The organism is Clostridium taeniosporum, from assembly GCF_001735765.2.
GTDB classification, from domain to species: domain Bacteria; phylum Bacillota; class Clostridia; order Clostridiales; family Clostridiaceae; genus Clostridium; species Clostridium taeniosporum.
This window is the reverse complement of sequence record NZ_CP017253.2, coordinates 1,956,310-1,973,190: the sequence shown is the minus strand read 5'-3', so window position 1 is coordinate 1,973,190 and position 16,881 is coordinate 1,956,310. Positions and strand designations below refer to the sequence as shown.

The window sequence follows — 16,881 nt, the reverse complement described above, 5'->3', positions numbered from 1 at the left end:
AGATTTGTTTAAATGAAAAGTAAAGAATTATCACTTTTAGAAAAGTATTATGGATATAAGTCTTTTAGAAAAGGGCAAGAAAATATAATTTCAACTATTTTAGAAGGAAATGATACATTAGCTATAATGCCAACAGGTGGTGGAAAATCAATTTGTTATCAAATTCCGGCACTTATATTTAAAGGATTAACAATTGTTATTTCACCACTTATTTCTTTAATGAAAGATCAGGTAGATAGTTTAAAAGATATGGGGATACAAGGAGAATTTATTAATAGTTCAATAAGTGGTATTGAAGAAAATAATGTTATAGAAAATATAAAAAATGGAAAGTGTAAAATATTATACATAGCTCCAGAAAGATTAGAATCACTTAATTTCTTAAATGTTATTTCAGAATGTGATATATCTCAAATTGCAATAGATGAAGCACATTGTATTTCTCAATGGGGACATGATTTTAGAACAAGCTATACCAAGATAGTGGGATTTATTAAATTACTTAAAAATAGACCTATAATTACTGCATTTACAGCTACAGCTTCAGAAGAAGTAAGAGAAGATATCATAAAACTTCTCAATTTAAATAATGCTAAAGTTTTTATTACAGGATTCGATAGGGAAAATTTATTTATAAATGTAATAAAATCAGGAGATAAAAAAAATTATTTATATAATTATATAAACAACAATAAAGAATCTTCAGGTATAATTTATGCAGCAACTAGAAAAGAAGTTGATAAAATATATGAAGAATTAAATTATAATGGATTTTCAGCTACTAAATATCATGCAGGGTTATCAGAAAAAGATAGGAATAAAAATCAAGAAGATTTTATATATGATAAAAGTGGCATTATGGTAGCAACTAATGCATTTGGAATGGGAATAGATAAACCGAATATAAGATTTGTAGTTCATTATAATATGCCTAAAAATATAGAGGGATATTATCAGGAAATAGGTAGAGCAGGAAGAGATGGGGATAAGAGCGAATGTATATTATTATTTTCACCTCAAGATGTTCAAATACAAAAGTATTTAATAGAACAATCTATTGAAAATTTTGAAAGAAAGAATAATCAATATAGAAAACTTAATGAGATGACTGATTTTGTATATACAAATGAATGTTATAGAAAATATATATTAGATTATTTTGGAGAAAATTATGGTCATGAATGTGAAAATTGTAGCAATTGTTTAAATGAAGGAGAATTAGTTGATAAAACTATCGATGCTCAAAAAGTACTTTCATGTATATATAGAATGAAAAATAAATTTGGTACAGGAATGCTTATGGATGTATTAAGAGGATCTAAAAATAAAAAAGTATTACAATTTAAGTTTAATGAACTATCAACATATGGGATTATGAAAGATTATTCAAATGAAGAACTTAAAAATTTTATAAATACATTAATATCTCATAGGTACATATCAGTTGTTAATGGAACATATCCGGTTTTAGGTTTGAATCAGAATTCCATGAAAGTTTTAAAATCACAAGAAAAGGTTATATTTAAAGAATTTAAAGTTGAAAAGAAGGCTAAAGAAGATAATAAATTATATTCTATTCTTAAGGAAATAAGAAGAGAATTCTCTATAGAAAATGGTGTACCTCCATATGTTATATTTGGAGATGCCACATTAAAAGAAATGTCAGCTAAATATCCAATGAATAAAGAAGATATGCTCAATATATCTGGAGTAGGAGAAATAAAATATAAAAAATATGGAGAAAGATTTGAAAGTGAAATAAAAAAATTTGTAAAAGATAATAATATTGAATTATCTGATAAAACAAAAAAACAAGAAGAAATTAAAATGGAAAATATTCATTTAGAGGTTAATAGTGATGAAAAGTTATTTGATAGATTAGATAGCTTAAGAAATGAAATAGCAAAGAAAGAAAATACAATTCCAAAGATGATAATGTCAAAAAAATCTCTAAAAGAAATAAGTGGTAGATATCCTAGAACTATTGATCAATTAAAAGATATAAGTGGGGTTGGACCAAAGAAAATTGAATTATGTGGAGAAAAGCTGATTTTTACAGTCAATGATTATATTTTAGAAAATCATATTGAGGTAACATGGATTAATAGAAAAAAAAGAAATGTAATTATTGATGGAGAGCACAGAGAAGATAATGAAATTGCAATTGATATGTTGAAAGAAGGGAAAAAACTATCTGAAATATTTGAAGAAATAGAAATTTCAATTTCAACTATTTTAGGATATGTTACAGACTATATAAAAGAATTTGGAGAAATTAACTTTAATTTAAATTTAGAAGATTTATATAATAAAGAGGAAGAAGTTCAAATTATTGATGTATGTGAAAAAATAGGATATGAGAAGATAAGTGCAATAAAGAAACAACTTCCTTCATTTATAAAATATGAATCAATACGTGCAGTAATATTAAAAAAATATTATTTAAACTAAATTAAGAATTTGCACATATAGAAAATTAGCATCAATAAACAAATTAATTAATAAGTAATAAGAATTTATAATGTAATAATATTAAATATTAAAAATATATTTAATATTAAGGAATAAAGAAATTTTTAGAGGAGTGTTATTAATTTGAATCCATATAAAGTTTTAGGATTAAATGAAGGTGCTAGTGAAGAAGATATAAAGGAAAGATATAAAGAAATAGTAGCAAGTTATAAAGAGGATGATCAAGATCAATACAATCAAGGGAATTTCAGAGATATAAATATAGCCTATGATGTACTTATTAATGGAAATTTATATAAAGAGGTTAGATACTTAATTGAAAATAATAATTTTTTAGAAGCAGAAGCTAAACTTAATGTTGTAGATGATAGAAAATCAGCTGAATGGAATTATTTACAAGGATTTATAGCAGTGCAAAAAGGTTGGTTTGATACAGCTTTATCATATTTAAAAACAGCTACTGAAATAGAACCGAATAACATAGAATATTTAGAAAGTTTAAATAAACTTCAATCTAAAGTTATGGAATTTGCATCTAATTATGCACGAAGAAATTCAAATAATAAAAATAATATGAATAATAATAACAATATGAATGCCTGCGGAGGCGGTGGTGGGGGAAATGGAGGTATGTGTTAATCAAAAACTAGAAACATATCCAATAACTTGATATAAAATTATAAATGTGATATTCTTGTATAAGTAAATTATATTTTTAAGCTTAGAGGATCTTTTAAGAGTCTCTGAGCTTTTTTATTCGGTAGGTGATAATTTGAAATTATTAGATTTAGAATTACAATTACTAAAAAGTATATCCAAAATAAGTTTGGTAAAAGGTAAAGATATTATAAAAAATAAAATGATATCTAGACTTAATGGAAAAAAGTTTAAAAATTCATATAATATATATGGAAAAATAAAAGGAGAAAAATGTAAGGAATATAATCCACATTTAAGAATAGATTTGAAAAGTGGAAAAGTTATATTAGCAAAGTGTGAATGTCATGAAGAAAAGTATAATGAAAATATAAATGATATAATTTTTTGTGAGCACTTATCAGCTATAGTTTTAACATTTTTTGATAAAGTAAAAAAACAAAATAAAAAGAGTAATATAGAGACTATAAAAAAAACACATTCTAAATATATATTAAATGAAGAAAACAATAAAGAACTTTTAGAAATAGATGTAGTACTAAATGAAGTAAAAGATAAAAATGGAAATTATTTTGAAACAAGTTTTTTTATAGGTGATAAAACAAAATATTTAGTTAATATAAAAGAGTTTATAGAGAGTTATATAAATAAAGAAGATTTTTATATAGCTAGAGGTCTTATTTATTGTGAAAAAAAATATTATTTTAGTGAAAAAGATAAAAAAATAATAGAATTTTTAGAAGAATATTTAAGCGTTTGTAGAGGAAAGTTGTTTGATAGTAGTATAAGGTTATTTCCAGCAAACATAAGAAGATTTTTAAATATTATGTGTGAAAAGAGAATAAAGTTTAAATTTAATTATCAAAATTATTTATGTGATGTAAAAACAGCTCCGTTACCAATTAGTTTTACAATAAAAAAGGTAAGAGAGAATTATATAATAACAACTAAAAAAAATTTTCCTATACCATTAAATAAAAAAATGAATTCATTTTTATTTGATAGAAATATATATATACCACCTATGAATCAATTAAAAATTTATATTAATTTTTATAAGGATTTAAAGAAATATGGAAAAATCATTCTACAGAAAGATATTGATATACGAGAGTTAAATAAAATAATAGAAACTTTAAATAATATAACTTCTGAGGTTAATATAGATAAAGAAATTATTGATGATTTAGATGGTTTAATAAATTTTAAATTCCATTCAATAAATAGTTATACTAAAAGTATTAAAGTTAAAATAATTAGAGAAGATTTAGAATTAGATTATGCTCATGAAAATATAAATTCTAATATAATCATTAAAAGATCTAGAAAAGTTAGAAATGTAGAAAGTGAAATGAATAAATTAAGGTTTTTTTATAGAAATGGGGAGTTTATATTCCAAGGAAATGATGATGAATACTATGAATTTTTAAAAAATGGATTAGATAAGATTAAACAAATAGGAATGGTAAGTAATTTAGGGGAAGAAAGAGCTTTTAACTTATTTAATGGTTCATTTATTAATTATAATTTAAAAAGAGGTAATGAACAACATACTTATCTTGAATTCTCATTAGATGACTTTAATAGAAATGATTTAAATAAAATGTATATAGCTTGGAAAGATAAAAAAAGTTACATAAAACTTAATGATGAAAGTTTTGTTGATTTAGAAGATAAAGATATGGAAAATTTCTTTAGAATTGTAGAAAGTTTAAATATAGATATAATAAGTGCAGATAACTTGTATAAGATTGATAATTGTAAGCTATATTATTTAAATGAAAAATTAAATGATAAAAGACATAATGTTATTGGTAGAGAAATATTAAAAGAGGCTGTAGATAAATTAGAAAATATAAATGAAGAAAAAATAGTTATTCCAATAAACCTTAATGCTACTTTAAGGGGATATCAAGTAAAAGGATATAAATGGCTTAAAAATTTAAGTAGGCTAGGGTTTGGAGGTATACTTGCTGATGAAATGGGACTTGGTAAGACAATTCAAGTAATTTCATTTTTACTTTCTGAACAAAATAAGAAATCAATGGTTATAACACCAACATCATTAATATATAATTGGGCTGATGAATTTAAAAAATTTGCACCAAGTTTAAAAGTGGGTATTATACATGGTGATTTAAAATTAAGAAATAAGACATTAAATAACAAAGAAAAATATGATGTGTTAATTACCACATATGGGACTTTACGAAATGACTATTTAAAGTATAAGAATACGGAAAGTGATTATTTAATAATAGATGAAGCACAAAACATAAATAATCCAAAGGCTAAGGTAACAGAAATTGTGAAAGGGTTAAAAGCTAAAAATAGATTTGCTTTAACAGGAACACCAGTAGAAAATAATTTAACTGATTTATGGTCTTTATTTGACTTTATAATGCCAGGATATCTTTTTAGTAAAGATGAGTTTTCTAAAAGATTCATAAATAATAATGAATTATCTAAACAAGAATTAAAAGTTATGATAAGTCCTTATATATTAAGAAGATTAAAAAAGGACGTCATAAAGGAATTACCTGATAAAATAGAAAATAAATTTTTTGTAGAAATGACTGAAAATCAAAAGAAGTTATATAAAACATATATTAAAGAAATACAAAAGAAGTTGAAAGAAATTGATAATGGAAATAATAAGATAACTTTATTTTCGTATTTAACAAGACTTAGGCAATTATGCTTAGATCCATCAATAATTGTTGAAAATTATGATGGAGGAAGTGGAAAGATCAATATAGCTAAAGATTTAATAAAAAAAGCTATAAATAATAATCACAAAATACTTCTTTTTTCTCAATTTACATCTGTTTTAAATAAAATCTGCAATGAACTTAAATATGAACAAATTTCATATTTATATTTAGATGGGAGTACTTCACCTAAAGATAGAATTAAACTTGTACATGAGTTTAATAATAATCAAGATATAAAGTTATTTTTAATATCTTTAAAAGCTGGTGGAACAGGATTAAATTTAACTTCAGCAGATATGGTAATACATTTTGATCCTTGGTGGAATCCAGCTATAGAAGATCAGGCTACAGATAGAGCTCATAGAATAGGACAGAGAAATATAGTTCAAGTAATTAAATTAATAACTAAGGAAAGTATAGAAGAAAAGATATTATTGCTTCAAGAAGATAAAAAAGAATTAATAGAAGATGTAATAACAGGAGAGTTAAAAGAAGATGGATTAGTAAATAAGATGAATATGGAAGCATTAATAGAGTTATTAAAATTATAATACATAATATTTATTATAAGATAGATTAGTAAAAAATATAGGAGTTAGATCTTTTAATTAAAAGTTTAATTTCTATATTTTTTATTTTTAGTATTAAAATAATAAAATTAGGTTTAATTAAACTTAAAGGAATGTAGGATTTATACATTAATAAAAATTATTAAGCTTTATATATAAATAGTTAAATATTATATTTGATTTTAATTTAATTAAAATTAACGCTTATAAATTAGAAGTTTTATTATTTTCTTTGTTAAAAAATATATGGTAATATATAATTATGAAGTAATACAATGTATTATATTTTAGAAAATTTTATTTATTTAGAAATAAAAAGTACCGAAAATAATAATATTTTTTGTATATAATAATGAACAGGAAGGGAGCTTAAATATGCTCGAATGTGTTTTAGAAGATTTAAATATTGGACAAGACCTTGATATAAATCAACTGATAGATCAACATATGCCTTTTATAATAAAAAGTATATCTGATGTTACTGGTAGATATGTGTCTTGTGAAAATGATGAAGAACTAAGTATTGCATTGCTTGCATTTTGTGAGGCTGTTGAAAGATATGAGAAAAATAAAGGATACTTTTTACCTTTTGCAAAGCTTGTTATATCAAGTAGAATTAAAAATTACTTGAAAAGTCAGAATAAATATTCATGCTCATCTCTTGAGGAACTTGTTGAAAAAGGAATAGAAATTCAGGATGAATATTTAGAAGAGGAAGATAACGGATTATTAGTAGATGACATAAATATATTAAAGTCAGAAATAATGTCATATGGTTTTACTTTTGAAGATTTAGTTGAAGAGGCGCCAAAACAAAGAGCAACAAGAGAAAATGCTATTAATTTAGGAAAGAAAATAAGTGAAGTAGAAGAATTAACAACTTTTATGGAGGTTAAAAAGAGATTGCCGATTAAAAAGGTAGTACTTAGATTTTCTGTTACTGAAAAAGTAATTAAACGAAGTAAGAAGTTTATAATTTCAGTAGTAATAATATTTAAGAAAAATCTCAATACACTAAAAAATTGGATTAGGAAGTAGGTGATAATAGTGAGCAGAGGAATAATAATGGAAATAAAAAAAGATTATGCTATAGTAATGAATGATGGTGGTGGAATTCAAAGTATAAAAGTAAAAGATGGTATGAAATTAGGTCAAAAAATCTTTTATTTTGAAGAAGATTTGGTTAATATTAATCAAAATAGAAGTGTTAATAAAATGAGTTTATTTAAAACTTTTGGAACTTTTGCCGCGTTATTTTTACTTATATTCACATTTTTCCAACCATTAAGCTCTAGTAAAGCATATGCTGTAGTGAGTTTAGATATAAATCCAAGTATTCAAATAGAAGTTAACAATAAGAAAAGAATAGTGTCAGTTGAAGGGATTAATGCAGATGGTAAAAGTATTGATTTTTCATCTATAAAGGGTTTGGAAATAAATGATGGTATAGAAAAAATAAAAAATATTTTAGTAGAAAAGAAATATTTAAGTGACACAGGGGAAGTGTTAGTTGCTTTTGCCTTACTAGATGAGGGAGAAGATAAAAATTATGAAAATGAAATAAAAGATGCTATTCAAACAAATTTTAAAACTGAAAATGTAGCTATTGTTAAAGGAAACAAGAAAGCTGTAGAAGAAGCTAAAACTAAAGGGATAAGTTTAGGAAGATATGAAGCTTCACTTTCAGCTGATGAAAATGTAAAATCTAGAATTGAAGAAATACCAGTTAAAGAGATTACATCTTTAATAAAAGATAAAGAAAATTGTATTTATTGGAAAGCTGATGATGAAATTAAAGAAAACCCAGAAATAAACAATAATCTATCAAAGGATAAATATATTGATAAGGCTGAAGAAACATTAGATAATAATGTGATTCCTAAAAAAGATAAAGTTGAAGAACCAATAAAGGAAATAACACCAGAAGTTCAAAAACCAGTAGAAGATAAAAAAGATATAGAAATAAAAAAAGATGAAGAAGAAATTCCAGAAACAAAACCTGAAATAGTATTACCGCCAGATGAGGAAATAAAACCAGAGGATAGTAATTCAAAAGATGGCAATTTAGATGATGCTAATTCAGAAGATGATGATTTAGATGATGGTAATTCAGAAGATAAAAATAATATGAATTTAGATGATAAAAAAAATAATTGTGAAAATAGTACATTAAATAGCAAAGACAATGAAGAAAATTTAAAGATTAGCCAAAAAGGTACTGAAAGATAAAAGGTTAATTGTATTATTTATGAATAGTTAATTAAAATTTATATTGTTTGGTGAAGAATTTTAATAAAAAGAACAAAATAACTCAAATACTTAGTGTAATCTATATGTTTGTTAAATGGGAAAGAACAAACATATAGATTTTTTTTAATTTTAATCATGTAAGTGTTTATAAGAAGTTTATAAATGTTAATTTTTTATAGTGATTACGATTATTTTACAATAAATCAGTATTTATATACTGATAATAGTGAGGAACTAAATATAATAATTATTATAAATATATTTATCTTTATTGGAGAAACTAAGGATAATTAATATATTTCTATAAAATTAGAAATGTAAAAATTTTCGGAGGTGAGGCTATATGTTTTTAACAATTATAATAGTAGCAGCAATAGGTCTAGGGATAGCATATTATTCTGCTATAAATAGAAAACAATAGTTTACTCTATATAATAAATAAAATTTAATTATAATAATTTAAATGTAGTAATAGGAAGAGCTTTAAATATTAATAATATAACTAAAATAAAATGGTAATTTATATGATATACAAATTATTTATATAATTAGTAAAAATTAAAATAAACTATCTATTAGAATAACATACTTATTGTTTTAATAGATAGTTTTGTTTTAGTTAAAACATTTTATAAAATATATAAAAATATGAAATAAATAAATGTAATGTATTTATAAAAATGAAATTATAAAATAATTTCAAAAAATTAACAATTTTAACAAATAGTCAATGTAAACATTAACATAATATGAATGTGCAAAGTAAAACAATGAATTTATTTATGATATAATTACCACATTGTATTATTATTCAATAATATTGATTAAATTTTGAAATTATATTTTTAACACATAACTTAGGGGGGATAATTTTGTATAAAAATAATAAAATGAAAAAAAACAATGAAGAAGTAATCAATTCTGTATTTGCTATAGAGGAATCTTCAAGATGTTTATTATGTTATGATGCACCATGTTCACAAGCTTGCCCAATTGGCACGAATCCTGCTAAATTTATTCGTTCACTTCGTTTTAGAAATTTAAAAGGTGCTGTTGAGACAATAAGAGAAAATAACATACTTGGTGGTGTGTGTGCAAGAGTATGTCCTACCAAAAAATATTGTGAAGGAGCTTGTAGTAGAACAGGTATAGATAAACCTATAGAAATTGCTAAGCTTCAAAGATATTTAACTGATTATGAAAAAGTATTAGGTTTAGAAGTATTAAAAAAAGTAGAATTAATTAAAGAAAAAGTTGCTATAATTGGTTCAGGCCCAAGTGGATTAGCAGCAGCAACTAAGCTTGCACAATTAGGATATAATGTAACAGTATTTGAAAAAAGAGAAAATTTAGGCGGTTGGTTAACTTATGGAATACCAGAAGAAAGATTGCCACAAGAAGTTGTAGATAATGAAATAGATTATATAAAGAAAATAGGAGTAAAATTTAAAACAAATGTTAATATAGGAAAAGATATTACAATAGATTCTTTAAAGAAAGAAGGGTACAAAGCATTTTTAATTGCATGTGGAATGCAAAAAAGTAAAGATATTAAAATAAAAGGTTCAGACTTAAATGGTGTAATAAATGGTATTTATTTTTTAGAAGAAGTAAAATCAACAGGAAAATATAATTTAGGCAATAAAATTACGGTTATTGGTGGGGGAGATGTTGCTATAGATTGTGCAATAACAGCTAAAAATTTAGGTTCAGAAGATGTAAAAATAGTTTATAGAAGAACTATAGAAAAAATGCCAGCTGAGAGAAAGAGTATTCAAGAAGTAATTGATTTAAATATACCTATATTTACAGGAATTAAACCTTATGAAATTATTGGTGAAAATGGAAAGGTATCAAGATTTAAAGGGGTTGGAATGTTTGATAATTCTAATTTAGACATACCAGCAGAAAATGTTATATTTGCAATTGGACAAGAACAAGATGACGTAACTTCAATAGCTAATGTAAATCTTAATGATAAAGGAATTATAGAAGTTAAAGAGTATTCAACTGACATTAAATGGATATTTGCTTGTGGAGATATAGTCGATGGTGATAAAACAGTTGTTTATGCACTTAAATTAGGAAAAGAAGCAGCAGAAAAAATAGATAAATACTTAAACGGAAAGGAAGGTACTAGATAATGGGTATTATCAAAGACTTATCAATAGAATTTTGCGGAGTAAAATGTGAAAATCCATTTTTCTTATCATCATCACCAGTAGGAAATTGTTATGAGATGTGTGCTAAGGCTTTTGAAGCAGGATGGGCAGGAGTAATGTTTAAAACTATAGGATTCTTTATGCCAAATGAAGTTTCTCCACGTTTTGATGCTTTAAGAAAAGAAGCAACTTCATTTGTTGGGTTTAAAAATATGGAGCAGATATCAGATCATTCACTAGAGCAAAATTTAGATGATTTAAGAAGGTTAAAAGAAAATTATCCTACAAAAGTTGTAGTTGCATCAATAATGGGACAAAATGAAAAGGAATGGGAAGAACTAGCTAAACTTGTAACTGAAGCGGGAGCTGACATGATAGAATGTAACTTTTCATGCCCTCAAATGACAAGTCATGACATGGGATCTGACGTAGGTCAAAATCCAGAACTTGTTAAGAAATATTGTGAAGCAACTAGAAGAGGAACTCATTTGCCAATATTAGCGAAAATGACTCCTAATATAGGAGATATGTCAGTACCTGCTATTGCATCTATAGAAGGTGGAGCAACAGGACTTGCAACTATTAATACTGTAAAAAGTATAACTAGTATTGATATAAATTCAATGACTGCAAAACCAGTTGTTAATGCTAAATCATCTGTTTCGGGATATTCTGGAAAAGCTGTTAAACCAATAGCTTTAAGATTTATATATGAACTTGTGAAAAATAAAAAATTAAAAGATGTTCCCATAAGTGGAATTGGGGGTATAGAAACATGGGAAGATGCTTTAGAATTTATCTTATTAGGTTCAAGCAATCTTCAAGTAACTACTTCAGTAATGCAATATGGATATAGAATAGTAGAAGATATGATAAGTGGATTATCTCACTTTATGGATGAACATGGATTTGAAAAATTAGAAGATATGGTTGGAATAGCAGTTAAAAATATTATTCCAGCAGAAGATTTAGATCGAGACTATATAGTTTATCCAAAAATAGATGAAGAAAAATGTTTAGGTTGTGGTAGATGCTACATTTCATGCTATGATGGCGCACATCAAGCTATAAAGTGGAATGAAGAAGAAAGAAAACCACAGGTAAACAAAGATAGATGTGTTGGATGTCATTTATGTGCACTTGTATGTCCAGTTACAGCTATAAGCAAAGGCGAAATAAAATTCAAAAATAATGGAAAAGAAAGAGAAATAATTCTATAAATTTTTAAATCATTCATTTATAATAATAGCTGTGTCAAAAATCTGTTAAGATTAAACACAGCTATTTTTATAATAATATGAATTTATATTATTACGTGATTTTATGAAAAAATATAAATTGAAATTATAAATAATATTAATTAGGAGGGAATAATAATGAGTTCATTATTTTCATTATCATTAACCACAGCAATACTTTGTGGTGCATGGATGATAGGTGCTGATATGACTGGATTAATTGCTTGGGCTGGTTTTGCAGGGTGTACTACATTTTTTGCAGCAGGCGGTAAAAAAGAAGGATTTAAAAGTGCTATATGTACAAATTTAAGTGGAGTATTTTGGGCAATGTTAAGTATAAAAATGTCAGCTATCTTAGGATTTCCACAAGCCGGAGTTATTATGACAATAATTATAACATTTTTTTTATGTATACAATCTAAAATTACCATACTTAAATTTATACCAGGAGCTTTTGTAGGATCTTTTTCAACATTTGCAGCTAATGGGGACTGGATGAAGCTACTGCCATCATTGTTTTTAGGTGTGGTATTAGGTTTTTTATGCGAGTGGACAGGAATTCTTTTATATGATAAATATGGAAAAAAAGAAGATTAGTTGATTTACTTTTAAATATATTGTGTAAATTGTCAATAAACAGAAATTTATAAATATACTATATAATTTATGAACTATTAATCAAATTACAAATTCAAATATTATAAAAATACAAAATATATCATAAAAATAGTTTTTTTAATAATATTAAATTATGGATTTTTATGAAAACATTAGATATTACATTGACAAATGATGATAAGTTGATAAAATTACAATGTTAAAGGTTAAATTTTATATTGTAATTTTAGTCCAGCATTAGGAGGAAAAAATGGAAAATAACAATTTGAAGAAAGAAATTAGTCTATTTATGGCTACCATGCTTGTGTGTGGAAATATGATTGGTTCAGGAGTATTTATGTTGCCAGCAACCCTTGCTCAAGTATCTGGTCCATTAGCAACAATAATAGCATGGATTATAACAACTATAGGTTCTATATTAATAGCACTTTCCTTTGCAAATTTGGGTTCTAAATACCCAGCTACTGGAGGGGCGTATCAATATACTAAAGAAGCATTTGGAGAATTTACTGGATTTTTAAGTGCTTGGTTATATTGGAATGGATCTTGGATTGGAAATGCTGCAATTATAGTAGCGTTGTCTAGTTATAGTGCATCTATTATACCTGCACTTCAAAATCCAATAATATCTATAATATATACTAGTTCTCTTTTATGGATTTTTACTATTATAAATATAGTTGGTGTTAAAAAAGCAGGAAAAATTCAAACTTTTGCTACTGTATTTAAAATCGCTTTTTTTGGATTATTTATAATATTTGCTTTTTTTAATTTTGATAAAATTAATTTAATACCACTTATGCCGGAAAATAAGGGATTAAGTACAATTCCCTTAGCAGCAACATCAACACTTTGGGCATTTGTTGGATTAGAAAGTTCTACAATTACAGCAGGAGAAATAAGAGATCCAGAAAAAAATGTTAAAAAGAGTACAATATATGGAATTATAATAGCATCTATTATTTACATATTAATCAGTGTTGGAAGTATGGGAGCTATGTCAAATATACAGCTTTCAACTAGCTCAGCACCGCTTACACAGATATTAACAAACATATTTGGAAGTTCAATTGGTAAAGGGCTAACAATTGCAGTTGTAATATGTATTTTAGGAACAACAATTGGATGGTTATTATCAACAGCTAGAGTTTCATATGCTGCTGGAGTTGATGGTGTTTTCCCAAAGTTTTTTGGAAAGTTACATCCTAAATATGGGACACCGGTAAACTCTTTAATAGCTGGTTCAGTATTAGTAAATATATTACTTATAATGAATTATCAAAAGAGTATGGTATCTGCCTTTACCTTTATAACTATATTAGCAACATTATCATTTTTACCTGTTTATTTATTAGCAGTAAGTTCAGAAATAATGCTTATGTTTAGAGAAGAACAAAAGTTTACTTTTAAAATATTCATAAAAAAGTCAATTCTACCACTTTTAGCTTTTATATATTCTATATGGACTATTTATGGTTCTGGAGCAGAAACAGCAATGTGGGGATTTATATTAATGCTTATAGGAATACCATTTTATATTTATAATTATTATAATAGTAAACAAGCATCTTAAGTTTGGTTTCAATTTATCTTATATTTTATCTGAAATTAAACTAAAAAATTAAATATGTAATATATAATTTAAAAATCTTATATGCTCAAAGCATATAAGATTTTTTATTTAGGAAATTATATTTTGTTAAATTTGTGAATAATTTAGATTATATTTTTACTTAAAGATTAAGAAATAAAACCTAAAGAATAAAAAGAAAATCTATTTAATAATCGTTAAAGTAAAATCAAAATTTTGCCACAAAAGTATTATTAAAGTATAATTAAAAGTAATACTATCTATTTAGGATATAAAATAATGGCTCTATTTTAAATATGTGTTGATATATGCAATAGGCAAAATAATATTCTAAAGCAGAGTCTTAATATTAAATGGGTTCTTAGTTTAATGGAGGAGAAAATTATGCATAGGAAATTAGAAATAATTGAACAAAAGGATTTTGATAGCTTCTTTGACTTATTGGATAAGTCTTTTCCTAATATAGAAAGAAGAAGTCGTAAAGGACAAAAAGAAATATTTAGTGAAATTTTATATAAAGTATATGGAATAAAGAATGGTAATGATAAGGTATTAGGATTTATAGCAACATGGGAATTTGATAAATTTAATTTTATAGAACATTTTGCAGTAGATATAAGTTTAAGAGGTAATGGGTTAGGTACAAAAATGTTAAAAGAGTATATAAAAAATTTTAATAAGCCCATCTATTTAGAGGTAGAATATCCAAATGATGCTATAAGCATACGTAGAATAGAATTTTATAAGAGATTAGGATTTTATTTAAATGATTTTGAGTATGTTCAATTACCATTGCAAGTAGGAAATGAACTATTACCACTAAAAATAATGACATATCCATATAATATAAGTGAGAATGAATTTATATATTTTAGAAATAATGTTTATGATAAAGTATACAAACAAAATAATAATATTTTTAGTTTTTAAAACAATATAATTATTAAAAATATATGTTGCTTTATTAGTATATTAGTACTTTAATTGGGTTCTTTCGATTTATGTGGTACTAAAATAAAAAATAGTACTTAGTATTAATAAAAAATATTTATTAAACAAAGTACTATTTCAAATATATATTGAGAAGATTGTTATGATATTTAAATTATTAACTTATATTTAAATTTTATACATATAAAAATAGAAAAAATGTAATAAAAAACTAAAAAATAATTTTTGAAATATAATACAATTAATTATTTAAATGAATAATAATACATAAAACTACAAATGAAATTTAATTATTAAAATAAAAAGGAATTTCTATTAATTTAGAATTTTAAATATAATTTTAATGGGAATTTTATAAAAATTTATTTTAATATTGTTAAATATAGAAATTAAGTTTACAATTAAAGTAATCGATTACATTTTAGTTATAACTAAAAATAATTAGTGAAAAGGGGAATTTTAATGTGCAAAAATATTAAAAGAACAGTTGCTATTTTTACTATTATGGTGTTAATAACTTTATATTTTGAATTACCATATCAACAAGTTTTTGCTTTTGATAAGGATTCATTAAATGATATATATGTATCAGAAAATAATTATGAAGATAAAATGAAAGAAATAGTAGAACCATATATTGATAATATAAAAGAGACAGGTTATATACCAGGGCAAGATGGTGTTAATATATATTATGAAATGTATAAGTCAAATAATTCTAAGGCTAATATTGTTATAAGTCATGGATTTTCTGAATCATTAGAAAAGTATAATGAGATAATTTATTATTTTTTGAATCAAGGATATTCAGTTTTTGGACTAGAGCATAGGGGGCATGGAAGATCTGGTTCTCTTGGAGTTAAAGATAAGAGTCAAATAAATGTAAAAGATTTTGAAAATTATGTTTTAGATTTAAAAGAATTAATGGACGAAGTTGTTATTCCTAAATCTAATGGTAAAAAAATATTTTTATTTGCACATTCAATGGGGGGTGGCATTGGAAGTAAGTTTTTAGAAGAATATCCAGAGTATTTTCATGCAGTAGTTTTAACTTCACCTATGTTAGAAATAAATACTGGTAAAGTACCTGAATTTATAGTTAAATTAATAGCAAACACAAGTGTAGCATTGTCATTTGGTGATAGATATATTGCAGGTGAAGGAAAATATAAAGGAATTTATGATTTAAAGGGTTCTGATACGTCATCAGATGCTAGATATAGATATTATTATAATATAGTAAAAAATAATGAAGATTTGCAAAGAGGTGGTGCTTCATATAATTGGCTTCAAGCATCAATATATGCAACTGAAGAAATTACATCTAAAGATAATGCATCAAAAGTTGAAATTCCTGTAATGCTAATGCAAGCTGATAAAGATGATTTTGTAAAATCAGGTGGACAAAATAAATTTAAAAAATATGCAAAAGATTGTAATAAGATATTTTATGAAGGTTCCAAGCATGGTCTTTTCAGAGAAAGAGATGAGCTATTAAGGGGTTATTTAAATAATGTGTTCACATTCTATGAAGAAAATTTATAAGATTAAAATTTGTTTATTTAAACTATCTTATTTTGGTAGCAAGAATTTTATTTAATCTTAAATAATTAAGTACGAAAAAGAGATATCTATTAAAATTACGATATCTCTTTTATT

General features: G+C 24.5%; 11 protein-coding genes. All 11 read left to right on the top strand.

Annotated features, from left to right (window positions below; genetic code table 11):
* Nucleotides 1–12 precede the first annotated feature (12 nt).
* Nucleotides 13–2,451 carry a DNA helicase RecQ gene (gene recQ, locus BGI42_RS09030; protein ID WP_069680000.1) on the top strand — a complete coding sequence of 813 codons (2,439 nt, stop codon included), beginning with the start codon at nucleotides 13–15 and terminating at the stop codon, nucleotides 2,449–2,451.
* A gap of 144 nt (nucleotides 2,452–2,595) precedes the next feature.
* Nucleotides 2,596–3,111 (top strand): DnaJ domain-containing protein, encoded by a 516-nt coding sequence (locus BGI42_RS09025; protein ID WP_069679999.1) that lies wholly within the window; start codon nucleotides 2,596–2,598, stop codon nucleotides 3,109–3,111.
* Nucleotides 3,112–3,244: 133 nt separating this feature from the next.
* Nucleotides 3,245–6,394, top strand: a complete 3,150-nt coding sequence (locus tag BGI42_RS09020; protein ID WP_069679998.1) for a DEAD/DEAH box helicase — start codon at nucleotides 3,245–3,247, stop codon at nucleotides 6,392–6,394.
* A 393-nt stretch (nucleotides 6,395–6,787) separates the two neighbouring features.
* Entirely contained in the window at nucleotides 6,788–7,450 is a 663-nt protein-coding gene (gene sigI / locus BGI42_RS09015; RefSeq protein WP_069679997.1) for an RNA polymerase sigma factor SigI, read from the top strand.
* A 27-nt stretch (nucleotides 7,451–7,477) separates the two neighbouring features.
* Nucleotides 7,478–8,641 (top strand): anti-sigma factor domain-containing protein, encoded by a 1,164-nt coding sequence (locus BGI42_RS09010; RefSeq protein ID WP_242984716.1) that lies wholly within the window; start codon nucleotides 7,478–7,480, stop codon nucleotides 8,639–8,641.
* 911 nt (nucleotides 8,642–9,552) lie between these two features.
* Nucleotides 9,553–10,806, top strand: a complete 1,254-nt coding sequence (locus tag BGI42_RS09005; protein ID WP_192875400.1) for an FAD-dependent oxidoreductase — start codon at nucleotides 9,553–9,555, stop codon at nucleotides 10,804–10,806.
* Nucleotides 10,806–12,044, top strand: coding sequence for an NAD-dependent dihydropyrimidine dehydrogenase subunit PreA (gene preA / locus BGI42_RS09000; protein ID WP_069679995.1), 1,239 nt, complete (start codon nucleotides 10,806–10,808; stop codon nucleotides 12,042–12,044). Before BGI42_RS09005 ends, preA begins: the two co-directional genes overlap by 1 nt.
* Before the next feature lie 156 nt (nucleotides 12,045–12,200).
* Entirely contained in the window at nucleotides 12,201–12,659 is a 459-nt protein-coding gene (locus BGI42_RS08995; RefSeq protein WP_069679994.1) for a DUF1097 domain-containing protein, read from the top strand.
* 271 nt (nucleotides 12,660–12,930) lie between these two features.
* On the top strand, nucleotides 12,931–14,253 hold the full coding sequence (locus BGI42_RS08990; protein WP_069679993.1) for an APC family permease: 1,323 nt from the start codon (nucleotides 12,931–12,933) through the stop codon (nucleotides 14,251–14,253).
* A 402-nt stretch (nucleotides 14,254–14,655) separates the two neighbouring features.
* Nucleotides 14,656–15,201, top strand: coding sequence for a GNAT family N-acetyltransferase (locus tag BGI42_RS08985; protein ID WP_069679992.1), 546 nt, complete (start codon nucleotides 14,656–14,658; stop codon nucleotides 15,199–15,201).
* A 483-nt stretch (nucleotides 15,202–15,684) separates the two neighbouring features.
* Nucleotides 15,685–16,767 (top strand): alpha/beta fold hydrolase, encoded by a 1,083-nt coding sequence (locus tag BGI42_RS08980; RefSeq protein ID WP_069679991.1) that lies wholly within the window; start codon nucleotides 15,685–15,687, stop codon nucleotides 16,765–16,767.
* Nucleotides 16,768–16,881 lie beyond the last annotated feature (114 nt).